Origin of the sequence: Chitinophaga sancti (genome assembly GCF_034424315.1) — a bacterium.
GTDB classification, from domain to species: Bacteria; Bacteroidota; Bacteroidia; order Chitinophagales; family Chitinophagaceae; genus Chitinophaga; species Chitinophaga sancti.
This window is the reverse complement of record NZ_CP139972.1, coordinates 5,100,776-5,126,025: the sequence shown is the minus strand read 5'-3', so window position 1 is coordinate 5,126,025 and position 25,250 is coordinate 5,100,776. Positions and strand designations below refer to the sequence as shown.

The window sequence follows — 25,250 nt, the reverse complement described above, 5'->3', positions numbered from 1 at the left end:
CTCTTCAAAAAAAATCGGGCAGTCACGAAGTGACTGCCCGATTTTTTTTGCTATTTAATAAGATTAATAGTCTCCCAGTGTTTCAGGCAATTGCCCCAGAGCGTTTTTCAGCTGCTCATCACTTGGTGCAATACCATGCCACTCATGATGACCTTCCATAAAATCAACACCAGCACCCATGATCGTCTTCATCAAAATCACAATCGGCTTACCCTGTCCTGTCATACCAACTGCTTTCTCCAGCGTTGCCACCACATCATCCATATCATTTCCATTCATATGCAACACAGTCCATCCAAAAGCTGCAAATTTTGCATCCAGGTCACCCAGGCCTGCCACTGCTTCCACGGTACCATCAATCTGTTGCCCATTCCAGTCTACAGTTGCAATCAGGTTATCCACTTTATGGTGAGGCGCAAACATAATTGCTTCCCAGTTCTGACCTTCTTCCAGTTCACCATCACCATGGAGGGAGAACACGATACGGTCATCGTTATTTAGTTTCTTAGTCAGTGCAGCACCGATTGCTACACTCAGGCCCTGGCCCAGGGAGCCGGAAGCCATACGAATTCCAGGCAAACCTTCATGCGTAGTAGGGTGACCCTGTACACGTGAGTTCAGCTGACGGAATGTAGCCAGTTCTGATACCTCAAAATAACCCGAACGGGCCAATGCACTGTAAAATACCGGCGAAATATGGCCATTGGATAAAAAGAACAGATCCTGATCTCCTCCGTCCATATCAAAAGGCTGCGGCTTGTGCTGCATTACCTTGAAATACAGGGCTGTGAAGAAATCAGCACAACCTAATGACCCGCCTGGATGGCCACTCTGGCAGCCATGCACCATGCGAACGATATCCCTTCTGATTTGTGTAGCTATATCTTTCAACTGTGGCATAATACTTGCAAATTTTTTGATCAGGCGAAAATAATAGAATTTAAATACAATTGCACATAATCTTGCCTAATTCCGTGATTTTACCTTTTGTATCTCTCAATCTCTATTATTTTCAGATTAAGGTGATACACATTTACTTGAAATTAATATCTTTGTAAATAGATCAAGTCCCTCCCAAATGGAGAATGTTTTAATTGCTACTGTCCTAAGTTTCGTTATAACCTACTTTGCCATCCCCGTGTTAATCCGGGTAGCAGAACTGAAGCATTTATATGACGAACCGGACGAACGGAAATCTCATAAGTCGCGAATCCCAACTTTAGGGGGAATAGCGTTTTTTTCAGGATTCATTGTTGCAACTGCGGTTTGTGTGCCAGCGTTGGCAGATTCTCCATTTCAATATATGGTGGCTGCGTTCTTTGTAATTTTTATGGTGGGAATGAAAGACGACATTGTCGGACTTACACCACTGAAAAAACTCATTGGCCAGTTAATGGCTTCTTTTGCAGTAATTTATCTCAGTAATTTACAGATCAGCAGCATGTATGGTTTCATGGGGTTCAATACTTTGCCTCCTCACTTTAGCCTGCTGCTCACCTACTTTACATTCCTGGTGGTGATCAATGCTTTCAACCTGATTGATGGTGTCGATGGCCTGGCAGGTAGTGTAGGCATGCTGGTATCCGGCGTGCTCGGTACTTATTTCCTCTATACCGGTCAACTGGTATATGCGGTATTAGGTTTCTCCATGGCAGGCGGTTTAGCTGCTTTCCTGATTTACAATATTTCTCCGGCCAGGATCTTCATGGGCGATACCGGCTCTTTGATGGTAGGTTTGGTGAATGCAATTCTGACTATTAAGTTCATCGAAGTGGCTGGTAATCCTGCAGGTAAACTCCCTGTGGAGTCTGTACCTGCGGTTGCAATCGCTATATTAATACTGCCATTGTTCGATACTATGAGGGTATTTGCAATACGTATGCTGCACGGTCGTTCTCCGTTTGCGGCTGACCGTAACCACCTGCATCACTACCTGCTGGCACTGAATCTCAACCACCGCCAGACCACCCTGGTATGTGTAGGGGTGAATGCTGCTTATATTGTTTTCGCATTTTATTTCCAACATATTGGTACTGGCTGGTTACTGGGTAGTATGATCGGCTCTGCTTTGATCCTTACAGGTGTGTTATACCAACTCAAAAAGAGAAAAGAGAACATGTTGCACAAGGTGAGCCTGGCTACTGTCAACGAAGTAAAGGCAGTGGTAGAGGTAATGCCAAAATCGCCAATCAGGGTCAATCCGAAAGGAGTTTTACAGGATAAATAGTCCTCATTCGTTTTACAGGTCTCACTTTTCCGTTTGAATGGCCATGAAAAGCCTTCAATTGTCCACCCTGCTTTCTTATATTCTATTTCTATTATATCCCCGCTTCAAAATCTCAGATAATTCCTGTAGGTTTGCACGCACTTAATTATTTGTTTGCTATGCAAGATGATCTAAACTTAATCATGGACGATGCCAGCGAATCCATGCAAAAGGCGATCGCTCACCTTGAGCTGGAATTGTCCAGAATCAGAGCTGGAAAAGCAACTCCGGCAATTCTGGATGGAATTTCCGTAGATTACTATGGTTCTCTTACTCCGCTCTCCCAGGTAGCCAATATCAATGTGGCCGACGCGCGTACCCTGACCATTCAGCCATGGGAAAAAAATATGCTTCAGCCGATTGAAAGAGCTATCATTGCTTCCAATATCGGTATTAACCCTCAGAACGATGGTATCATCATCAGGATGTTCCTGCCACCACTGACTGAAGAAAGAAGAAAAGAATTTGTAAAAAGAGCTGCTGGTGAAGGTGAGCAAGGCAAAGTGTCTATCAGGAGTATCCGTCGTGATGCGATCGAAGCTATTAAGAAATTGCAGAAAGATGGTCTGAGTGAGGATACTGCGAAAGATGCAGAAGCTGAAGTACAGGCGCTGACCAATAAGTTTATTGAGCTGGTTGACAAGCATTGTGTACAGAAAGAGAAAGAAATTATGGCGATCTAACAGGTTGTCAGACGATATTAAAAAGCGGGTGTTTCATTAGAAACACCCGCTTTTTTTATCTGAAAACGGGTTTTCATTTCCGTTAAAGGATGCCCCTTTTCATAAGCTTTTTACTACTTTCTATTTACAAGATATACCCCACCAAGGATGATGCCCAGGCTCAGGATCTGTAAAAGCGTAATGTGCTCCCCTGCCAGGAAGCCCCAGCCCAGCGCCACAATAGGCAATACATAAGTCACCATACTGGCGAACATAGCTCCTGTTTTGCTGATCAGGAAATAAAACAATACAGTGGCAATCCCGCTACCCAGTATACCCAGTGTAGCTGCGGCGCTGATAGAGGTCCATGGAATGGCCGGACCACTGAGTAATGCAAAGAAATTCGTATACAGCAAAACCGGCAAAGCCAGTATGCCACAGAATCCCAAAGAAATAGCGCTTACCTGTACTGATGAGTAATCCTTCAGATGCCTGCGTACCAGGTTGATATTCGTACCATAGCAAACGGTGGCTACAAGGATCCACAGACCGTAGTACCAATAACTCGTGCTGATTCCCTGGGAGGCAAATAATAACACCACCCCGATCAGCCCTGCGCTAATGCCCAGTAACTGCCGTTTGATGATCGCATTATTGAATAGCAGGGCCCCTGTTACTAAGGTCATGAGCGGGGTGAACCCGTTCAGGATACCAGCCAGCCCACTGTCTACCTGCATCTCCGCGATGCAGAAGAGAAAGGCGGGGAAGAAATTACCTAATAGACCAGAGAGGAAGATCAGGGGGAGTTTCTTTACCGGTATCTTGTGGATAAAACGGAAAAAGAAAGGCGATAAGGAAATGCCTGCGCATAGCATGCGGAGGCTGGCTACCTGCCAGGGCGAAAGTCGCTCCATACCCAATTTCATGAGAATGAAGGAGCTACCCCAGGTCAGGGATAAAAGGAGGAAGATCCCCCAGTTTAATGTTCGTTGGCTCACGTTTTTTATTTTTTAGAATGGCATGACAAAGATCGCGAAAAAAAAAGAGTGTCATTTTGAATTTAATTTAGCGGGCTGCCGGCCGCTTCCCGATCCCCCTGTTTTGCCCTGGGCAAGCGCCGCATGAAATTCCATTTGGAATCTCAAACACTTCGGTTTATATTTTGTTACACTAAGTAGAAATGCTACGCAGATGAGTAAGATTAAGTTAGCAGATATTAATACCACAGCTCCCAAAAAACTGGACAAAGACAAGACCAAGGCCCTTACCGAGCAGATAAGAGCAGAGCTGGATGAGTTACAGAACCTGCTCTATGCTGAACATAAACATGCCATCCTCATTGTGCTGCAGGGAATGGATGCCAGCGGAAAAGATGGTGCTATCCGTTCAGTAATGAGTACAATGAACCCGGAAGGAGTAAATGTAAAGGCTTTTAAGGTGCCTACTGAGCAGGAACAGGATCATGATTTTTTATGGCGGGTACATCAGCATGCACCACCCAAAGGCATGATTATGGTATTCAATCGTTCTCATTATGAGGAGGTATTGGTGCAACGGGTGCATAAATGGGTGAATGATAAAGTGATTATGAAACGTATGAGTGCAATCAATGATTTTGAGAGATTACTGACCGCGCATGGGAATACGACGATCCTGAAATTCTATCTGCATATATCGGCTGAGGAGCAGGCAGAGCGCCTGCAGGAGCGGACTACCAATCCCAAAAAAATGTGGAAGTACAATAAGGGAGATCTGATAGAAGCGAAGTTCTGGAAGAAGTACAGGAAAGCATATGAAGATATATTTGAGCATTGCAATGAAGTGCCGTGGATAATTGTACCGGCAGATGATAACTGGTATAAGGAATACGTAGTGGCGAAAACGTTGAAGGATACACTGCTGGGATTGAAGATGAAGTACCCGGAGTTAAAAGATTAAATGCATTTCACTATTAGCTCAGCACAGGAGTCTGGCTAAGTCATTCATATAAATCATTGTATTATCTTGGACCTGCAATTTGTTCGTGTCACCTAAAAAAGTTTGTTATATGGGTTTTTTCAAAGAGTTCAGAGATTTTGCCACCAAAGGGAATGTGGTTGATCTTGCGGTCGGTGTGATCATTGGTGCTGCATTCGGTAAGATTGTATCGGCACTCGTAGATAACATCTTTATGCCGATTCTTGGTATTCTGACCGGTAAGGTAGATTTCAAGGAAAAGTATTTCCTGCTCAATGATAGTAAGGGAAGTAGTTTTGAATCCCTTGCCAAGGCAAAAGAAGCAGGAGCCCCTGTATTATCTTATGGTCTCTTCATTCAGTCAATAATCGAATTTATCATCATTGCTTTCTGCATCTTCCTGCTGGTAAAAGGGATCAACGCCCTCACCCGGAAAAAAGAAGAAGCCCCTGCAGCACCTGCTACTCCTCCCGAACCTAGCCCACAAGAGAAGTTGCTGATGGAAATCAGAGACGAACTGAAAAAAAGATAAGTACTGGTATAAAAAGCTACAAGGGGTTGCCGATGGCAACCCCTTGTAGCTTTTTATAGAGTTTTTTACTTTTGCAGTTCAGGAATAATTATTCAAGGCGGTTCGTAAGCTACAGTACAGGTCTCAATGTATGCTGACCCCGCATTTAAACCACAAAATAGAATGAGAAGATCGTTTTTGACGGCCACTTTAATGGTATGTGCCTTTGGGCTGTTGCATGCACAGACAGACTGGATGAAAACCTCCCGCGAAGAAGCGAGTGGGAAAATTAAGAAAGATGCCAGCGATACGACAAAAAAAATATGGAAAAGGGGGGGCATTTTCAACCTGAACATAAACCAGGGTACCCTGACTAACTGGGCAGCGAGTGGTGATAAATTCTCTTTCTCCGTGGCTTCTACCTTTAATGCATTTGCCTTTTACAAGAAGGGAAAACATAGCTGGGATAACGTGCTGAACCTGGCTTACGGGTATGTAAATACCACCAGCCTGGGAGGCCGCAAAAGCGATGACCTCATCTCCATTACTTCCAAATATGGTTATGACATTGGTAAGAACTTTTACCTGTCGGGTTTAGTCGATCTTCGTACACAGTTCTCAGATGGTTTCCTGTATACGGACACGAGCAGAACACTGGCATCCAGATTTTTCTCCCCTGCCTACCTTGTTCTTTCTCCGGGTATGGACTATAAGCCAACGGGCCAGTTTTCCATCTTCTTCTCACCTGTTACAGGTCGTTATGTATTTGTTATGGACGACCACCTGGCATCCCAGGCAGCATTTGGTGTGGATACAGGCAAGCATGTGAAAGCTGAGTTTGGTGCTTACCTGACGGTCAATACTGTGCTGACCCTGGCAAAAGGTATCGTGTACAAGGGCAGGTTAGACCTCTACTCCAATTACAGGATCAATCCGCAGAACCTGGACCTTTATATGACTAATTCACTCAACCTGGCAGTGAATAAATATATCTCTGCAGTGATCTCCTTCGATATGATCTACGATGATGATGTGAAGTCCTTCGTAAATCCTAAAACAGGTGTAGCAGGCCCCAGGTTACAGATCAAAGAAGTGATAGGGGTCGGATTTACCGCGAAGTTTTAAGCGGGAATTTTTTCCTATTTTTGAATGATCCCTTCACCGGAATTCGCCTGGCGAAGGGATCATAATATTATGGCCGACAACTCATATAAGATAAAACTCCCCCAGTTCGAGGGACCTTTTGACCTGCTGCTCTTCTTTATAGAGCGGGACGAACTGGACATCTACAATATCCCCATTACGACTATCACCAACGACTTTCTGAACTATATTCATCACCTGGAATCACTCAACATTGAGCTGGCCAGCGAATTTATCCTGTTCGTATCTACCCTGATGCGTATCAAGGCCAAGATGCTGCTGCCCCGCAAAGAACTGGATGAGCAGGGGGTGGAGATAGATCCCCGCCAGGAGCTGATCGATAAGATCCTGGAGTATAAACGCTTCAAGCAGGCGGCAGCCGAGCTGGCAGAGAAAGAAGCAGACAGGATGCTGATGATCAAGAGAGGGAATATTGCCAAAGAGTTGTCTTCTATCGGTGAAATCACCAGCGAGGGTACTGAAATACAGACGCTTACCCTTTTCAAGCTCACTCAGACCTTCGAAAAAGTGATGCAAAGGGTGAAGCAGCGGGATAATAAACCGCAGCACGTTGTATATAAATATGACTACACCATGGAGGGTTCCCGTCATTACATGATAGAACTGGCTTCGAGAGAGAAAACCCTGGCATTCGAAAAGATCTTCGATCATTGTCAGGACAGGGTGCACGCCATCTTCCTCTTCCTGGGCATGCTGGAACTGGTGCAGATGAAGTATATGACCATTATGGTAGGCGAAGGCCGGAACAATTTTATAATCGACTTTATAGAACCTGAAGACCGTGAACTGGAAGTAGCGGGAACACTGGATATGGAATGAGTGACAAAAAGGAACATATCGAAATCGTCTCTTTACCGGCGTATGCGCAGGCCGACAACAATTTTGTTGCCTCCAGTCTGTGTGAGCTGAAGGAGAGCTTTTTTGCCACCAATGGAAAACCTCATCGTCACGATTTTTATACAATTTACTGGATCAAGAAAGGACATATGGAGCCGACTATTGATGCAGTGACATACGAAGTGAATCAGAATACACTGTATTTCCTGGCTCCGGGCCAGGTACATACGATGACCTTCAGCGAAAAAGTGGAAGGCTATATGATCGCGTTTCAGGATGCATTTATGTGCCTGAAAGACCAGGCAGCTTCGCTGATGGGTATTAATTCCTCCCTCTTTTTCAATAATCAGTTCAGTACCGTAATCACCCTGCAACCTGAGCAGGAAAGGGATTTTGAGATGCTGGTACAACTAATGAAAAAGGAAGTGAAGGACCAGGAGCCGGGTTTTGATACGGCTTTGCACGGATTGCTGCGCTATTTCCTGGTACTGGCCTCCCGTATCAAGGGCAGCAGTATGATCGCGACCCCTGATCAGCATGCATCGCATAACAGCTCCTTATTTTTACAATTTAAGAACCTCATCGAAGAGAAATATACTACGCTGAAGAATGTATCGGATTATGCAGGCCTCATGCATGTGAAGCCGGTATTGCTGAATGAGATCAGCAAGCAACAATCAGGTATTACGGCAGGTGAGCATATCCGCAACCGGGTGATCCTGGAGGCACAGCGTTATTTATATAATACTGACCTGTCAGCAAAAGAGATTGCTTACAGGCTAGGTTTTGAAGATCCCCATTATTTTAGTCGCTTTTTCAAGAAATATACCGGTCAAACGCCTTCTGAATTCAAAGAGACCGGGAAACTGGCTATTTGATAAATATGACTGGTTTGCCCCCGCTGCAATCGAAAATTGTAATGCAGCCGGTTTTCTTCCCTATCCAAATTAAAAAAGGTTGAAACTTTTTTATTGATAATCAATTCATTAATTACTTGAAATAAAAAAGTCCACCACTTTCATCTTTTTATCCATTCCGAATATTTGTTGCAACGAGTAATTTTACATCATCAAACAACGAACAAGGCAATTAATCCTTCAGATATTTAAAAACATTCAAAAAAACTAAAACTCTTATTTTATGGCAATCTGGAAAATTGATCAATCTCACAGTGATGTAGAATTCAAGATTAAGCATCTGATGATCACAAACGTAACTGGTTATTTCAAAAAGTATGATGCTACTGTAGAAAGCAGCAGCGATGATTTTGCTGATGCTAAGATTGCGTTCGAAGCTGAAGTAGCTGGCATCACTACTAATAATGAGCAACGTGATCAGCACCTGCAGGCAGAAGATTTCTTCCATGCAGCACAATATCCTAAACTGAATTTCGTGTCTACCGGTGTTAAGAAAGTAGACGACGAGCGTTATAAAGTAACTGGTGACCTGACAATGCGTGGTGTGACCAAACCAGTAGAACTGGATGTAGAGTTCAGCGGTATCGTTAAGGATCCATATGGACAGACCAAGGCTGGCTTTGAAGTAAAAGGTAAAATCGCGAGAAAAGAGTACGGCATTACATTCAACGGTCCTACCGACAATGGTGGTCTGTTATTGGGTGAAGAGGTAAAACTGCTGGCAAGTGTGCAGTTAGTGAAGCAAGCGTAATCAGGAATAGTGGAAGATTTCTGGCAATCCGACTGGAATTAAGTAACAGCAGAACGGAATAAGCAATAATACAATCGAAGCAGTGTGTGTGGAAAATGTGTGGCCTTTGGAACATAACTTTTTTTGAAGGATAGATTGCCAGAAATAGTGAGTAGCCGCCCCGGCCGGGGCGGCTTTTTTGTTCCCTGTATGTAGAGAAAAATCTACGTGGGTGCGGAGTTGGGAAGAATAAAAGAAGTAGTAATTTAGAGATCCCTACAAATACATTATTTAAACTTCACAAAAAACTGAATCATGAAGAGAAATGCTTCTGCTAACTGGCAAGGTACAGGCAAGGATGGGAAAGGAACAGTTACTACACAATCCACTGTGCTGAACAGTACCCCGTATTCTTATAAGAGCCGTTTTGAGGATGGCAATGGTACAAACCCTGAAGAACTGATTGCAGCTGCGCATGCGGGCTGTTTTACAATGAAACTGAGTTTCCTGATCTCCGGCGCGGGATTTACGCCTGAGAACCTGGATACGAAAGCGACGGTGACCCTGGAGAATGGTGCGGTAACGGGGAGTCACCTGGAACTGAAAGCGACGGTGCCGGGCCTGGATGCAGCGAAGTTTGCAGAACTGGCGGAGGAAGCGAGAACGAATTGTCCGATTTCCAAGCTGTTGAATACTGAGATTACACTGGATGCGAGTTTAGCGTAAGTGTATTGAAATTATTGCGGCCCGTGATTTAATCACCACTTATATCCGCGAGCAGGAAAAGTGATCTGGATGTACAACGCTTACCTGCGATAAAAAATAGATATCCTCATGAGGTGCAGATACAGGCATTAACAGTGATAAATGCTGAAGTTGCCATCAATAATTTAATTCGATTGCAACTCCACTAAGAAGGGTAGGTAAAAAGCACCCATATATCAGGAAAAGGCAATTTGTTAAAAAGCAAATTGCCTTTTTCTATTGCTAAAAAGGTTTGTACCTTAGAAAGGTGTTCTAAAACAGGACTTGTATTAAGCAAGGGAAGCATGATTGATCCGCTAATTATTTCACAGCAAAATCAATACACATGGAAGTTTCAGCACAAACATCAGAGCTTGAACAGATTCAGGACTGGAAGGTAGAAGTGAATAGTTCCAGAGATACCCTCCGGTCAATGCAAAATCGTCTTGAATTGTTATCTAACAAAAAATCAGACGAAGATTCTCTGGCCCAGATTGAGCATTTTCAAAATCAGTTCATCCGTCAGTTAGAGGTATCGGATGAGATGTTCCACGACTTAAAGCAGTGCGCTAAAAAGATCTCCAACAATGGCCAGCTCGCCGTTCTACACGATGACCGCCCCGTGGATGACTGCTCCACAATGGAAGATCGTATGCAAACGTTCAGAAAGCTATATAACGAGTTGCAGGAAGAATTCAACGCATTTTCCGCTTTTTCATAACCTTGCTGGTTTACATAGAATAAGATTTTTTATGCTATTGTTATAGACAGGGTAGTTCTTGCTGTTTTTTGATTTAAATAGAATTAGCTTTTGTTCAAACTTCCGGCATAGGGGTATCAAATTTCTATAACGACAGTCTCACTTACTGCATATCCTGTGCAGGTAAGCCGGTAGCCTTGTGCTATCTCTTTTTCAGTGAGCACTTCATTCAAGGCCATCCATATTGTTCCCTGTGTACATCGTGCTGTACAGGAGCCACAAACTCCTCCTTTACAGCTATAAGGTAGTGTAATGCCCTGGGCTAATGCTTCAGACAATATATTCTTATTGCCTGGTAGTTTTAGCTCGTAGCTTTCATTGCCTTTTTTGATCAGCACTGTTTTGATCGTGCTATCTGTTGGCGTGCCGATGCGTGCCAGCTGGGGAGCTGTATCTACTACAAAGTTTTCTTTGTGTTGCTGCTGCTGGCTATAACCCATAAAGGTCAGTGTGAGCAGGGCCATACGCATATATTCCGGGGGACCGCATACAAAGAATTGCGATAATTCAGTGGCATACTTTGTTTGTGCTTTTACCAGTGGTTCCAGCAGTCCATTGCTCATTCTGCGAATGATGCCTTCGGCACTGAAGAGGTATATGATATGGAGTTGATCTCGGTATTGTTCATTTAATAATTGCAGCTGTTCGTGGAAGATGGTGCGTTCCTTCGTTGGGCTGCTATAAAACAGTTTGATATGTGCATGTTGATGATGATGCAGGATATATTTAAGCAGGGAAAAAAGTGGGGTGATCCCGCTGCCTGCACCTAACAGGAAGATATCGAAAGGAGAATCAGGTACTTCATTCAGGGTGAACCTGCCGGAAGGCTGTAAGGTAGTGACAATGTCTCCTGTTTTCCAGTGATCCAGTATATAACGGGAGATTGCACCGTTTTCTTTGCGGCGTATTGTAACAGCGATATCCGGGTCAATACCGGGTGCAGAGCTGAAAGAGTAGGAACGACGATATGCTACACCATGCAGTTCGATAAGAAAGGTGAGGAACTGCCCTGCTTCGTAGGCCACCGGTGCGCCATTCACAGGCTGAAACCTGTAAGTGAAGGCATCAGGTGTTTCCTTTATGATGGCAGTGATCTGAAGCTGTAAATACATTTCGCAAATTTATCACTTTCACAAAAGCATCTTAGCAATTCTCTACAGCTGCCATACAAAAAAAACGCTTCTACCGAAGGCAAAAGCGTTTTAATGAGCATATTATTGTTACGCTATCAGATAGCTGTTACTGTTACTTTGTCTTTCAGCATTTCTCTCACGGTTGTTGCAATACCCGCAGCATCAAACCCACACTCACGGTGTAGTTCTTCAGGCTTACCATGCTCAATGATACGATCCGGGATGCCCAGGCGTTTCACCTTTGCCGTATACCCATGATCTACCATAAATTCCAGCACCGCACTACCAAAACCACCGGTGATAGCATGGTCTTCTACAGTAATCACTTTATCGTACTGGCTGAATATTTCATGCAGCATGGTTTCGTCCAGCGGCTTTACAAAGCGCATATCGTAGTGAGCAGGTTGCAGGTCTTCTACCAGCAGGTTTTTGCAGGCTTCGGTTACGAAATTACCTACAGGACCCAGGGAGAGGATGGCGATATCTTTACCGTTGCGAATTTTGCGGCCGGTACCTATTTTAATTTCTTTGAAAGGCTGGCGCCAATCAGGCATTACGCCCTGTCCTCTCGGGTAGCGGATCACGAAAGGCAGTTGCTGTGTGGACAACTGGGAGGAATACATGAGATTACGCAGTTCCTCTTCGTTCATCGGGGAGCTGATCACCACATTCGGTACACAGCGCATATAGGCGATGTCGTACACGCCATGGTGAGTAGGACCATCTTCACCTACCAGGCCCGCACGGTCCAGGCAGAATACTACAGGGAGTTTCTGGATGGCTACGTCATGCAAAGCCTGATCGTATGCACGCTGGAAGAAGGAAGAGTAGATGGTACAGAACACCCGCATACCCTGCGTAGCCAGACCGGCAGAGAGGGTAACGGCATGTTGTTCACAAATGCCTACGTCGAAGGCACGGTCCGGCATCTTTTCCATCATGTATTTGAGGGAGGAGCCGGAAGGCATGGCAGGGGTAATACCCATAATGGTATTGTTCTGCTCTGCGAGTTCTATGATCGTATGCCCAAACACATCCTGGTATTTAGGAGCTTGTGGCTTATCGGGTATTTTTTTGAAGATTTCGCCCGTGATCTTGTCGAACAGGCCGGGTGCGTGCCAGGTAGTCTGGTCCTTTTCTGCCAGTGCATAACCTTTACCCTTGGTGGTAACGATATGAAGCAGTTTAGGGCCGGGAATATCTTTGAGGTCCTGCAGGGTATCTACCAGTTTAATGATATTATGCCCATCGATTGGACCGAAGTAGCGGAGTTTCAGGGATTCAAAGAGATTGCTGGAGCCGGATACCACGCCTTTGATTCCTGCTTCCAGTTTGGAGGCCATATCGCGGGTAAAGCGTTTACCCACAGGGAGTTTGCCCAGCAGGTGCCACACGTCATCACGAAACTTGTTATAGGTAGGCGAGGTGGTAATATCGGTCAGGTATTCTTTGAGTGCGCCTACGTTAGGGTCAATGGACATGCAGTTATCGTTGAGGATAAAAAGCACGTTGGCATTGGCTACGCCTGCATGGTTGAGGGCTTCGAAGGCCATACCGGCGGTCATAGCACCATCACCAATCACAGCTATATGCTGGCGGTCGGTTTCTCCTTTGAACTTGGAGGCGATGGCCATACCCAGGGCAGCGGAAAGGGAGGTGGAAGAGTGACCAACACCAAAGGTGTCGTAGGGACTTTCTTCTCTTTTTGGGAAACCACTGATACCGTGGTATTTGCGGTTAGTATAGAACACATCTCTTCTGCCGGTGAGGATTTTGTGTCCATATGCCTGATGACCTACATCCCATACCAGCTGATCATAAGGGGTATTGAAAACATAGTGCAGGGCTACAGAAAGTTCAACTACGCCAAGGCTGGCCGCAAAGTGACCACCATGCACGCTTACCACGTCAATAATGAACTGGCGGAGTTCTTCACTTACCTCATGCAGTTGTTCTTTACTTAGCTTCCGCAAATCAGCAGGGGTTTGTATGTTGCCCAGCAATGGGCCCGGCGTAATGTTCATATCTGTTGGATGCAGGATTTTAATACACAAAAGTACGATAAATAATGTGTGTATGCACTTAGCAATTCATTTGCCAAATATCAGCACATAGAACCATTTGGCCTTGGAGAATTCCGTACATCTGCACGTGTTGCAGTATACCACTGTCTAATGGTATTTTTAGGGAATTCAAAATGATACACTACCCTTTGACGGTATTTTTGAAAAGTAGGAGTTGTTTATTAATTTCAAATAGATGTTTAAACGAATATCAAAATATTGGTGGTGTCAGATAGCGGGATGGGCTGCTTATTTTGTCGTGAATATATTCTTCGCTTACTCTTACCTGGGAAGTGTAGACCGGTCATACACCGTCAATTTATTACTCATTATATTTTTTGGCCTCGTGGCTACTCATGCGCTCCGGAGCATGTTACAGCGTATTAACTGGTTCCAGTATAGTTTTGAGAGCCAGATGCTGTTATTCTTCGGATTGACGGTAGGGGCCGGGATCATCATTTATGCCGGGAACATTTCTATCGGCAACCTGTTCCGTGATCAGAGCCAGCAGCGCACATTTGCAGATCTGAAAACTTTCAATTTCCTCATTCCCATCTTCCTGATTACGGCTATCTGGTGGCTCATTTATTTTGTGTGGCACTATATAGACCGCAGCAGAAATACCCAGGTAGATAAGTTAAAACTGGAAAGTACGGTAAAGGAGCTGGAGCTCAAGACGATCAAATCACAGCTGAATCCACATTTTATCTTTAACGCCCTTAACAGTATACGGGCATTGGTAGACGAAAACCCGCAAAGGGCAAGGACGGCAATCACAGAGTTGTCGAATATACTCCGCAGTTCCATGCAGGTAGAAAAAGCGGAAACTGTGAGCCTGGAAAATGAGTTGAGTATTGTGAAGGATTACCTGGCACTGGAAACGATCCGCTTCGAAGAACGATTGAAAGTAGAATATGATATAGACCCTGAGACACTGGAATTGCCTATCCCTCCTATGATGTTGCAAACACTGGTAGAGAATGCGATCAAGCATGGTATTTCCAGGATTATTACGGGAGGAACGGTGTTTATCGGTTCTCATGTAAAGGATATGCAGCATGAGATCACGATTGAGAACACGGGACAACTGTCGGCAGCGGGGCCGGGATTTGGATTTGGGATCCAGAGTACGCGGCAAAGGTTGAGTATGTTATTTGGTAGCAGGGCATCTTTCAATATTTATAATAAGGATGGGGAGATGGTAGAGGTGAGGGTGGTCATGCCATTGGTATAGTGGGGGAAACGGCTGAAGACTGTATCCCGCATCAAGTTGAATAAAAATCTTAGATTTATAGTAACGCGCAGCGATCAAAACAAAGCAACTGCTCATGAAAAAAGCTTTAATTATTGATGATGAACGACTAGCCAGAAGTGAGCTCAAAAAGCTGCTGGCAGACCATCCTGAAATTGTGGTGGTGGGAGAAGCGGTGAATGCAAAAGATGGTCTGGACAAGATTGAAACCCTGCATCCGGATCTCCTGTTCCTGGATATCCAGATGCCTGATAAGACTGGTTTTGACTTACTGGCTGAGCTGGAGAAGGCTCCTCAGGTTATTTTCACCACAGCATACGACGAACACGCGCTGAAAGCATTTGAGTATAATGCCCTGGACTACCTGCTGAAACCGGTGGAGCCTAAAAGGCTGGCAGATGCCATACACAAACTGCATCAGCAGGAAGAAAAGGAAAGACAGGCCGAAGTAGGCGCGATCAGGACAATTCTTTCAGAAAACGACCAGGTATTTGTAAAAGACGGAGACCGTTGCTGGTTTGTGAAGTTGCAGGAAATTCGCCTGTTTGAGAGTGTGGGGAACTATGCAAGGGTGTATTTTGAAACTAACAAACCATTGATTCTGAAATCATTGAATGCGCTGGAAGAGCGGTTGGATGAGCGGACTTTTTTCCGTGCAAACCGTAAGCACATTGTGAACCTGAGGATGATAGAGAAGATAGATACTTATTTCAATGGGGGTTTATTGCTGGAAATGAGAGGGGGTGAAAAGATTGAGGTGAGCCGGAGGCAGGCGGTTAAATTCAAGGAGATGATGAGTCTCTGATTCAATTCTGCAGGTTTAAAACTTAGATACACAAGAAAAAGTCCCCTCTCCGGAGGGGACTTTAATTTTTTTAGTTGCAGGAGCTATTATCTTAACACAGGTGCTGCGTGTACAGCATCTGCAATTTCTTTAATTAAAGAAGCGTCTTTTTCAATAGCATTTCCGACTACGATGATGTCGGCACCAGCTTTACAGTTCAGATAGGCTTTTTCAGCATCCCGGATACCACCGCCCACAATGATAGGGGCGCTCACCTGGCTAGCCACACGGGCAATCATACTTTCAGTAATGGGTTTACGGGCTCCGCTACCGGCATCCATATAGACTACTTTAAGACCAAGCATTTCGCCGGCGATGGCGGTACACATGGCAATGTCGTCTTTGTCTGCGGGTAGAGGCGTTGTGTTACTGATGTAGGATACGGTTGTAGGTGCTCCTCCATCTACGACCATGTAACCGGTGGAGATCACTTCCAGTCCGCTTTTCTTCACTGCGGGTGCAGAGATGACGTGCTGACCAATGAGTAATTCCGGATTACGGCCTGAGATTAAGGATAAATATAACAGCGCATCTGCATAGCGGGAAACCTGGGAGGGGCTTCCGGGAAACAAAACTACTGGTATATCACAGTTGGATTTCAACTGCTGTACACACTCGTCTAGATGAGAGGTAATCACAAGGCTCCCTCCAAGAAAGATATAGTCAACCTTGGCTGCCGTACATTTAGCGGCCAGGTCGGCTGCTCCTGCTGGAGTTACCTTATCCGGATCAATCAGTACTGCAAAGGATTTAACTCCTTTTGCCTTCCTGTCGATGAAAGAATTGTATATTTTATTGTGCATCAAAATAGCATTGTTCCGGTTGTCGCAAAAGTATAAATTTTTTGGTAATAAGTCACAGTCTTAGTTAAATATGCATGTGAGCTATTTTTTATAGAAAACAAAATGATTTCGACCCCCCATCTATGTAACAGTCTGCAATCTTTGGGCCATTCACGCAGGTGTAACGGATTAACCAGCCAAAAAGTTATTTTTTATCATATAAAATAAAAATATATTTTTTGAGCAGTAAAAACAAGCAAATTACGAAAAAGTTGAATTAGTATCCTGGATAACTATGCCAGTTTGTACTGAAACTCAATAGCAGAGGCCTTTTCAGCCGGATTTAAAAATGTAAATTTCCTACTACCGAAATGCCCCTTGAAACGGGCTACCGGCCTCATTCTCAGTGTTTAGCGTACAGCGCCTTTGTTAATGATTTGTTATTGTGGCCGGAAAATTTTAAAGAAAAATAACATGCCCTTACATTTGTATTCAAATAGGGTTTTCATAGGATAGTAACAAATTGAGGGCGCCTTTCCAGGTGCCCTTACTATTTTCTCTAAGTTCTGTTTTACTATTTTTTCCCTAATTCTACCGCATAGTTTTCCCAATAGGCCCCGATCTCTCAAAGGCATATTTATATATTCAGTATAGGTTTTTTTGTCTCTTAGTTCGCGCTACACAATATCATTCTGGTAATTCTCTGATAATTTGTTTGAAATTTCAGTTGTAGTGAGGATTCCCTCTTAGTTGGCATTTCCTATATATTCGTAAAAACTCTCATTTTGGATTTACTATAAATCCATTAATTTTTTATACATTTTATTAAGATTGATCTAATAAATTGAACTATTTCAAATATTTATGGTGGTATGACCATTACTATAGATATTTATTATATTTGTTATTGTATTAATTTTTATTATGGTTACTGTCCTATGAAAAACCAATTGATTACTACAGGCGTGAATCTTCATGCAATGTAAAATGACTCTCGAAAGCAATGGTTTATCCATTGCTTTTGTTTTTTTGCCGGGATTTTTTGCCATTTGGCAGACCTAAATAGCAGGCTCGGGCAAAAACAGTTTCCTTTTTTTGACCGGGATTTTGTATTTTTAGACTTACAAATAATTTACACTATGAAAAAGCTGCTGTTCCTGCTGTTGGTAGGTTGTGCCACAGTATCATCAGCGAGCGCCATTAGCGGAAAGAGAAAGCTGGATAAAACCTGGTACGAGGAAAAAAAGAAAGACAAAGAAGGCGATAAGGGAGATAAGGAAAAATGTAAGTCTGCTAACTGCGATGATAAAGCTACTACCGTAACAAAAACTACTGCACGTGCTACCCGCGTGGAGGAGTATGTATGGATGTTACCGAAGGATCAGGATGGCGATAAGATGTATGAGGAGGATTTGAAGAAGGGGATCGTGGATTTATATAAATGGTATCTGCAGAACGGAAGCCGTATAAATACGAGCGACCTGAAAGCGGTAGCCGAGGAGCCTGCATTTCCTTTTAAAGTGGATGCCAGGACTTTACAACAGTATTTTCAGTTTATCAAGAATAATTTCCCTGGTCTGAGCGAAGATGATCTGACTGATGGTACGCCTAAGAAAGCGTCTGTGGCCAGTCATAAAAAATATGCGCCGGTAAGTACCAGGGATGATATGGAAAGCCAGATTTCCATTCCAGTCGTTAAATAACAAAATGTCTGCCTTGCCATAATGCATTTGGAGTTTAGTTACAATAAGGAGGAGGTGTTGCATGCATTGCGCTATCATTTCCTGCAGCGGGGAGAAATCAAAGTTTTTAAGAACACGCTTTTTATACTGCTGGTGTTTACTTTGTGTGGGTTTGCATATCAGTTGGTAACTTTTGGTGCGCTGATAGGAATTGTAGGGATGTCGGTGTTGATTGGCCTGGTGTTTTGGTATATGCTGCCGGTGTCGATTTATAATAATGCGGCGACTTTCCAGGATGATATCAGGTTGAATTATTCTGAGGAAGGGATTGTGATTGCAACGAGGAATAGTGATGTGGAGAAGGTGTTGAGCTGGCAGGTGTTTACGCAGGTGATGAAGACGAAGAAATTTTTCTTTTTGTATAAGGGGAAGAAAGACTTTTTTTTGGTGCCGACGAGTGCATTTAAGACAGATTTGGAGCAGCGGGAGTTTGAGCGGTTAGCGAAGAATAAAATAAACTAATTTATATAGTTGCAAAACAAATCGGGCGGTCCATTGGATCGCCCGATTTGTTTTACGGGGTGCTCGATTGAGCAAGGTGCCTTACTCCATCGAGCGGTTTTTATAAATCAAAGTTGTGGAATACTGCGAGGTGAAGAATATGCGTCATGGAATTATTGCCTGACGCGGGTTGAACGAAGTGATTCATGTAGCCCGCTTCAACCTTTAAGTTTGCTTTTACGGCGTAGCCCTGCGCAATGAGAAACCGGTTTTGATCTACGAATTTATCATTGATCTCACTATTCAATACATTCATGAAAACTTCATTTTGCAAAGCAAAATAAAAAGGCGTTGTCTTCTCCGCCTTGCGAATCGGGAACTGTGTACGATTAAAATACCGCAAACGATGCCCGTATTTCCAATGTTGCACATCCTTTGAACCCGCTACCTTCGCCCCTACCCAGCGCTCCTCAAATCGAACACGATGCGTCATATTGAAAGCCCGTGTGCTATTCTTATAAATGAATTGCTGATAAATACGATGCTCCGGAAAATACTGATCAGCCCCATCGCTATAGGTGGTAATAAACGAATATCCCAGCAAATAGCTTGCATTTTTGCCAGGGGTATATTGCAGCCCTGCCCTGTTCAGGATCTGCCCCTTTGCACTAATCCCGTTCCGGATCCTCGCCTGAAAATCATAAGCAACCGCCCATTTCTGGTTAATCTGTGCAGTACCAAAATAAGTATACCAGTGGCTATAGCCCTGGGTAAGTTCCTGTGCGGAAAGTTGTAGACCGCCCATTAGCAGGCATAGTGCCAGCAGGCAAATTTTTGTGCGCATATAATAATTTACATAATAGGTTGAATAGTAAAAATAAGAAATACAGGCATAAAAAAGCCGGTCTGCTAGAGAGCAGGCCGGCCGGGTTTTATAAGTGATAGTTGTGTTAGTAAGTAATCCACCAGTTTTTAGTACCCTTGTTATCACCACCAATCGCGCTGCCCGCAGCTGTGAAGTTCACATTGTTGGCATTGGATTCAGCAATTGGATAGGTAAGCCTGTAAGGTACCAGCGTTACATGCTGATCCAGTGATCCGGATACTGGTGCAATGAACAGCGCTGATCCATCTGGTTTTGCAAAGTTCAGGCGGATCCTTTCGAACCATGCCTGGAAGCCCTGTGGATACAATGACAGCCATTTTTGAGTACCGATCACATTCTTCCATTCACCACCCGTATAAGGCACTGTAGCCAGGTATTCATCTACCCCATCAGTGATACCCCAATATTTCATAGAGGCACGTACACCCGCCTCATAATAAGTGGCGGCATCATTACCTACAGCATATCCTTTTGCCGCTGCTTCTGCCAGTGTAAAGGCTACTTCTGAATAAGTCATCAGGATGCCCTTCATATCAGCGCCATAGATCTTAGTACCTGGATAAGAGGCTGCCAAAGGACGATTTGCAGCTGTTGTGCTCATACCATAAGGCATACCGAAAATTGTGTCTGGCGCAATTCCTACTACGGGTCTTGCGTAAATACTCAATCTTGGGTCATTGGTTGCTCTCATGTAGTCAACCAGTGTGGTAGACACAAAGAAATCGGTGATCTTCCTGTTGGTTTCATCCATTGGATACCTGTTTGGATCCACACCCAGGTAAGTAAATTCTGCATTGTCCGCATTGCTGGTCATGGCCCCCTGGTAGTGGGATTCTATCAGGCTTTTTGCTTTTGCATTGTCAGCATCTGCCATACGGATGGCGAGGCGCAGCATCAGGCTATGACCTAATGTTTTCCATTTAGCTACATCACCTTTGAAGATGATATCAGCATCATCGAAAGTAGGCTGCGCCGGATCGAGTGCATTAATACTAGCTGACAGCGAATCTGCCAGTTGGCTATAAATAGTTTTGGCATCGTCAAATGCGGGCGTGATATATTGCTCCACATTTACGGCCTGTGTATATGGTACATTCACATAAGTATCTGTCAGGATCTGCATGATCCAGACTTTCAGAATACCAGCGATGGCATTTTGATTCTGTGCTGCTACATTGGGTTTGTTTGCATTCAATGCCGGAATATAGTTCAGGTTATGGATAGCTGAATACAGCGTAGTCCACATCGTACCATTATTACCTTCATCCAGTGAATACTGGCTGTCAGCTACTCTTGTGTTGCCGGACCAGAACTGTGCATAGTGCATGCCGATATAGCCATTCTGCAATGTGCTATACAACATATCCATCACTGTTTTTTCGGCAGCGGTAAGCTGGTACTGAGGTTCTGTTGTTGTTGGTTTAGTTGGATCGTGATTGATGCTGTCCAGCTTTTTACATCCGGCCATAATCAGCCCCACAAAGGCAAACAGCAAGCTATATTTGATGATACGGTTAAGCATTTTGATTCACTTTTTAGAATGAAACATTGAGGTTAACACCAAAGGAGCGGATGGATGGTAATGCACCACCTTCTATGCCCACAATGTTGGAATTTGAGTTGAGAATGTTTGACGGATCTACGTTTGGCGCGTTACTATGCATTAACCATAAGTTACGGCCATAGAGAGACAGCCTGGCATTCTGTGCGTGAAAACGTTTGTACCATGATTCCGGGAGATTGTATCCCAGTTTCACTTCACGCAGGTAGATATAACTTGCGTCGTACATGTTCGCTTTGCTGAGTGTTTTATTTTCGTTGTTGATAAAGTAAGTATTCGCATCCAGTACAACATCGTTTGGTGTTCCATCTTCTTTCACCCCTTTCGCGATGATACCAGTTTCACGTACATTATTATCGGCTGTCACATCCAGCAGACCAGAGATCTTACCATACATATTTGTGTAGGAGAAGAAAGTACCGCCATGCTGGAAGTCGATCAGTGCTGACAGGTAGATCCCTTTGTAAGAGAAGGTATTGGTCACACCGCCAGCGTAATCAGGATAGACGTTGCCAAGTGTTTTGATATCAGAGATCAGGTAATTACCATCCGCACCTACGATGCGTTCTCCTTTATCGTTATACACATAATCAGTACCAGTGATCATACCCAGTGGCTGGCCTACCTGCCCTACGACAGAAACTCTTTGTGTACGACGATCGGTACCGATTGTTTGCTGGGTAAGCGAAGTTTTGTACTGATCAATGTACATATTCAACACTTTGTTCTTATTGCGGGCAATATTCGCTACGATATCCCAGCGAAAACCATTCTTCAGGCGAATTGGATTCAGGGCTAGAGAGGCTTCAATACCTTTGTTCTCTACAGCACCACCATTGCCCCATGCAGTCACGTAACCAGTTGCGGGCGATACTGAGATTGCCAGTAACTGGTCTGTAGTTTTTCTGCGATAGTAAGTAAAGTCTATTCCTACACGTTCATCCAGGAACTTCAATGCGATACCGGTTTCGTATTCCTGTGTACGCTCAGGTTTCAGATCACGGGTATTTTTGCTGCTGGTAGCCTGTGTCATTGGGTGGCTGCCAAAGCCGGGAAGGAACCCGAAGAGATCATCGGTCTGATATGGATTGGTGTCATTACCTACTGCAGAGATACTTGCACGCACTTTACCGAATGACAACCATTTCCATTCTTTGAGCAGATCGGAGAATACAAAGGATGCAGAAGCTGCCGGATAGATATATGGATTGTTTTCACTCAACAAAGTAGAGCTCCAGTCTGCACGGCCACTCAGCTCCAGGAACAGCAGGTTTCTATATCCCAGTGATGCTGTTGCAAATCCTGAGTTGATCTGTTTTTCGGCATAGTCATCGATTGGTGCAGCTGGGGTCACAGAGTTAGCCAGGTTATATACCAGCGGTATGATGAGACCTCCTACTGTAGCACCACCTGTTGCCGTTGCTTTACGATGCATAATATTGCCACCCACTACAGTGTTCAGTTTGAAATCTTTGCCCAGATCGAATTTCATGTTGGCAGTCAACTGGTAGTTCATCTCTGTAGTAGTAGGTACTCTTTTTACATATCCACCTATGAGGTAATCTTTTGCGGTGCGTTCTTCCTGCAATGCGTTGTAGCTATCCATGAATACGCGACCACTGATCGTGAGCCATTTGCTGGCTTCGTAATCAAGGCCCACATTACCAAAGAGGCGGGTGCGGCTATCGGTTTCATAATCCATATAGCGGTTCCAATATGGCCCATTGCTGGAGGAAGGTGTTGGATCATCCCATGAAGTACGGTTCCAGGTGATCTGTGAACCATCCTCATATTTATATCTCTTTTCCATATCAAGGTTCAGTTGACGCTGACCATACATGGTAAACTGCAGGGTTGGGTTAGGACCGGTGAAACCTGTACCAGGTCTGCCTTTTGCACCATATGCAGTATAGTTGATAGAGGCTGATGCCTTCAGGCCTTTTGCTACTTCATATCCTCCGTTGAATGAGATGTTATTTCTGTTCAGACTTGCATTAGGCAGTACAAAAACCTGGTTCATATTGCCATAAGAGAGGCGGAAATAGCCTTTATCATTCGTACCGGCCATAGCAATATTGTTGGTGATGGTATACCCCGTTCTGTAGAAATCCTTCACATTGTTAGGTTGCGCTACCCATGGAGTTGTCTGACCGAAGTAAGGATTGCCTTTATCTTTATCGAATGAATAGTATGGGCGAATGATCTGTCCTTCGAGTTTTGGACCCCAGGATTCATCTGCTTTGTAAATCGGCATCAGATCATATCTTCCTAATCCATCATTATCGTCATATGTGGCGGCAGATGCACTCAGGAAAGCTTCCGGGTGTTCGTTGTAATACAATTTTTGAAACTTGCCACCACTACCACCACCATATTGATTTTGGTAATGCGGTAATACAGATACCTGGTCAGCCTGCGCATTGATGCTATATGTTACACCAATACCACCTGGCACATCAGGACGTTTTTTGGTAGTGATGAGCATCACACCATTTGCACCGCGACTACCATACAATGCAGTAGCAGCAGCACCTTTCAGGATAGAGATGTTATCTATATCCTCAGGGTTGATGTCTTGCATGGAGGAACCATAGTCGTAACCACCACCACCATTTGCCTGTCCTGGCTGGTTGCTGTTCCCATTTACAAATGGAGTTCCATCTACTACAATGAATGCGTTATTATCGCCTAATATAGATTTCACACCACGGATTGTGATTTTGGTAGAGCCACCCATGGAACCTGTGTTGGAATTGACTTGCAGGCCGGGTACCTTACCTTGCAGTGCGTTTACAAAGTTCACTTCTTTTGCTTCCTGCACGGCATTACCATTTACATTTTCAATGGCATAACCAACAGCTCTTGTATTACGCTGTATACCGAGTGCTGTTACCACCACTTCCTGCAATTGTTTCTTACCGGTAGAGGCTGTTGTTAATGTGACTGGCAGGGAATCCTTACTGGTCAATGGTATGGACTGATCACCAAATGTTGGTGCCGATATTTTGACAGTATCTTTCAGAGAAGCCTTGATAGAAAAAGTACCATCTACATTCGCAGCAACACCTTGTTTTGTGGACAGGTTTACTACCTGTGCACCCGGGATGGGCTGGCCTCCCGGCTGCTTTACCACACCTCTCAAAGTGAATTGACCGATCTCTTTCTTCAGTGTATTACTATCTGAAGGGAGGATCAGTGCAGATGTATCAGCTGCTTTTTTCTTTACGCTATCACTCGCTGCAGTAGCGGGTTTGGTTGTATCCTTACGGGTACTGTCACTTGCCTGGTTATTAGGTGTGATTACAGCCGCAGCAGGTTTGGTAGTATCTGTTTTAGTACTATCCTTCGCTGAATTACCAGGTGTGATTACTACTGCAGCGGGTTTGGTAGTATCTGTTTTAGTACTATCCTTCGCTGAATTATCAGGTGTGATTACAGCCGCAGCAGGTTTGTTTGTATCTGCTTTACTGCGCTGATTATTGCTGTTAGGCGTAATGGTCACAGGAGTGGCCGTTGCGGGTTTAGTCGTATCCTCAGCCGGTTTGCTGGCAGAAGGTGTGATCACTATGGGCGAAGCGGAAGGCTTCACCGTTGTGTCTTTGGGTTGCTGCTGTACTGCTCTTACAGCAGAATAAGTCAGGATTGGCCGGTTAACGTTTGCGCTTGCTCTGTTGGGTCCTATACTACAGTAAATAGCAAAGCACAGCCATAACCAGGTGAGTACATGGCTTCTCATTGTTATATTGCAAGATTTGGTTTAAAATTTTTTAGTAACAGGTTTCCGTTTCCTGTCTACAATACCTGATTCTTTCGCTCAATTATAATACAATCGAAATCTCCGGTACAATGAACCCGCTAAGGATTATTTCTTGGGAATGCCTGCAAAATACCGTAACCAGTGGCTTTTACAGAGTTGGTCTATAGGTGTGAGAATGCAACATCCGCATATGGTATTTCCTTGCCCCTCACCGCGGTGAAGCACCCTTTCAAACAATTTAG

General features: G+C 44.2%; 22 protein-coding genes. 14 read left to right on the top strand and 8 right to left on the bottom strand.

Going from position 1 to position 25,250, the window contains the following annotated elements; translation table 11 throughout:
* Nucleotides 1-63: 63 nt before the first annotated feature.
* Nucleotides 64-900, bottom strand: coding sequence for a transketolase (locus tag U0033_RS19820; protein WP_072358383.1), 837 nt, complete (start codon nt 898-900; stop codon nt 64-66).
* 178 nt (nt 901-1,078) lie between these two features.
* Here U0033_RS19820 and U0033_RS19815 point away from each other — a divergent pair, with 178 nt between their 5' ends.
* Together U0033_RS19815 and frr are read left to right on the top strand one after the other, a co-directional pair.
* Entirely contained in the window at nt 1,079-2,227 is a 1,149-nt protein-coding gene (locus U0033_RS19815; RefSeq protein ID WP_072358381.1) for a glycosyltransferase family 4 protein, read from the top strand.
* 158 nt (nt 2,228-2,385) lie between these two features.
* Nucleotides 2,386-2,949: a ribosome recycling factor gene (gene frr, locus U0033_RS19810; protein ID WP_072358379.1), complete on the top strand. Its 564-nt coding sequence runs from the start codon at nt 2,386-2,388 to the stop codon at nt 2,947-2,949.
* Between the two features lie 113 nt (nt 2,950-3,062).
* Here frr and U0033_RS19805 read toward each other — a convergent pair whose 3' ends face one another.
* Nucleotides 3,063-3,926, bottom strand: a complete 864-nt coding sequence (locus tag U0033_RS19805) for a DMT family transporter (RefSeq protein WP_072358377.1) — start codon at nt 3,924-3,926, stop codon at nt 3,063-3,065.
* A gap of 193 nt (nt 3,927-4,119) precedes the next feature.
* On the opposite strand from U0033_RS19805, the gene U0033_RS19800 reads away from it, so the two are divergent.
* From U0033_RS19800 to U0033_RS19765, 8 genes are all read left to right on the top strand, one after another.
* On the top strand, nt 4,120-4,866 hold the full coding sequence (locus U0033_RS19800; protein WP_072358375.1) for a PPK2 family polyphosphate kinase: 747 nt from the start codon (nt 4,120-4,122) through the stop codon (nt 4,864-4,866).
* Nucleotides 4,867-4,975: 109 nt separating this feature from the next.
* Nucleotides 4,976-5,416, top strand: coding sequence for a large conductance mechanosensitive channel protein MscL (gene mscL / locus U0033_RS19795; RefSeq protein ID WP_072358373.1), 441 nt, complete (start codon nt 4,976-4,978; stop codon nt 5,414-5,416).
* Between the two features lie 162 nt (nt 5,417-5,578).
* On the top strand, nt 5,579-6,520 hold the full coding sequence (locus U0033_RS19790) for a DUF3078 domain-containing protein (protein ID WP_072359030.1): 942 nt from the start codon (nt 5,579-5,581) through the stop codon (nt 6,518-6,520).
* Nucleotides 6,521-6,589: 69 nt separating this feature from the next.
* A complete protein-coding gene (locus U0033_RS19785) occupies nt 6,590-7,378 on the top strand; it encodes a segregation and condensation protein A (protein ID WP_072359028.1) in 789 nt (262 codons plus the stop codon).
* Entirely contained in the window at nt 7,375-8,274 is a 900-nt protein-coding gene (locus tag U0033_RS19780; protein ID WP_072358371.1) for a helix-turn-helix domain-containing protein, read from the top strand. Before U0033_RS19785 ends, U0033_RS19780 begins: the two co-directional genes overlap by 4 nt.
* 262 nt (nt 8,275-8,536) lie before the next feature.
* Nucleotides 8,537-9,064: a YceI family protein gene (locus tag U0033_RS19775; RefSeq protein ID WP_072358369.1), complete on the top strand. Its 528-nt coding sequence runs from the start codon at nt 8,537-8,539 to the stop codon at nt 9,062-9,064.
* A gap of 294 nt (nt 9,065-9,358) precedes the next feature.
* Entirely contained in the window at nt 9,359-9,769 is a 411-nt protein-coding gene (locus U0033_RS19770; protein WP_072358367.1) for an OsmC family protein, read from the top strand.
* A 364-nt stretch (nt 9,770-10,133) separates the two neighbouring features.
* Nucleotides 10,134-10,508: a hypothetical protein gene (locus U0033_RS19765; RefSeq protein ID WP_072358365.1), complete on the top strand. Its 375-nt coding sequence runs from the start codon at nt 10,134-10,136 to the stop codon at nt 10,506-10,508.
* 116 nt (nt 10,509-10,624) lie between these two features.
* Here U0033_RS19765 and U0033_RS19760 read toward each other — a convergent pair whose 3' ends face one another.
* Together U0033_RS19760 and dxs are read right to left on the bottom strand one after the other, a co-directional pair.
* Nucleotides 10,625-11,659: a flavin reductase family protein gene (locus U0033_RS19760; RefSeq protein WP_083571405.1), complete on the bottom strand. Its 1,035-nt coding sequence runs from the start codon at nt 11,657-11,659 to the stop codon at nt 10,625-10,627.
* A 116-nt stretch (nt 11,660-11,775) separates the two neighbouring features.
* On the bottom strand, nt 11,776-13,704 hold the full coding sequence (gene dxs / locus U0033_RS19755; RefSeq protein ID WP_072358362.1) for a 1-deoxy-D-xylulose-5-phosphate synthase: 1,929 nt from the start codon (nt 13,702-13,704) through the stop codon (nt 11,776-11,778).
* 235 nt (nt 13,705-13,939) lie between these two features.
* Here dxs and U0033_RS19750 point away from each other — a divergent pair, with 235 nt between their 5' ends.
* Entirely contained in the window at nt 13,940-14,977 is a 1,038-nt protein-coding gene (locus tag U0033_RS19750) for a sensor histidine kinase (RefSeq protein WP_072358360.1), read from the top strand.
* 94 nt (nt 14,978-15,071) lie between these two features.
* Nucleotides 15,072-15,800 (top strand): LytR/AlgR family response regulator transcription factor, encoded by a 729-nt coding sequence (locus tag U0033_RS19745; RefSeq protein WP_072358358.1) that lies wholly within the window; start codon nt 15,072-15,074, stop codon nt 15,798-15,800.
* 86 nt (nt 15,801-15,886) lie between these two features.
* Here U0033_RS19745 and U0033_RS19740 read toward each other — a convergent pair whose 3' ends face one another.
* Nucleotides 15,887-16,642, bottom strand: a complete 756-nt coding sequence (locus tag U0033_RS19740) for a phosphoglycerol geranylgeranyltransferase (protein ID WP_072358356.1) — start codon at nt 16,640-16,642, stop codon at nt 15,887-15,889.
* Between the two features lie 1,118 nt (nt 16,643-17,760).
* On the opposite strand from U0033_RS19740, the gene U0033_RS19735 reads away from it, so the two are divergent.
* Together U0033_RS19735 and U0033_RS19730 are read left to right on the top strand one after the other, a co-directional pair.
* Nucleotides 17,761-18,324, top strand: coding sequence for a hypothetical protein (locus U0033_RS19735; RefSeq protein WP_143150649.1), 564 nt, complete (start codon nt 17,761-17,763; stop codon nt 18,322-18,324).
* 21 nt (nt 18,325-18,345) lie between these two features.
* A complete protein-coding gene (locus tag U0033_RS19730; protein WP_072358351.1) occupies nt 18,346-18,825 on the top strand; it encodes a YcxB family protein in 480 nt (159 codons plus the stop codon).
* A gap of 100 nt (nt 18,826-18,925) precedes the next feature.
* Here the strand turns inward: U0033_RS19730 and U0033_RS19725 are convergent, their stop codons facing one another.
* From U0033_RS19725 to U0033_RS19715, 3 genes are all read right to left on the bottom strand, one after another.
* On the bottom strand, nt 18,926-19,648 hold the full coding sequence (locus tag U0033_RS19725) for a DUF2490 domain-containing protein (protein WP_083571404.1): 723 nt from the start codon (nt 19,646-19,648) through the stop codon (nt 18,926-18,928).
* A 106-nt stretch (nt 19,649-19,754) separates the two neighbouring features.
* Nucleotides 19,755-21,212: a SusD/RagB family nutrient-binding outer membrane lipoprotein gene (locus U0033_RS19720; RefSeq protein WP_072358349.1), complete on the bottom strand. Its 1,458-nt coding sequence runs from the start codon at nt 21,210-21,212 to the stop codon at nt 19,755-19,757.
* Between the two features lie 13 nt (nt 21,213-21,225).
* Nucleotides 21,226-24,987 (bottom strand): SusC/RagA family TonB-linked outer membrane protein, encoded by a 3,762-nt coding sequence (locus tag U0033_RS19715; protein WP_072358346.1) that lies wholly within the window; start codon nt 24,985-24,987, stop codon nt 21,226-21,228.
* Nucleotides 24,988-25,250: the final 263 nt, after the last annotated feature.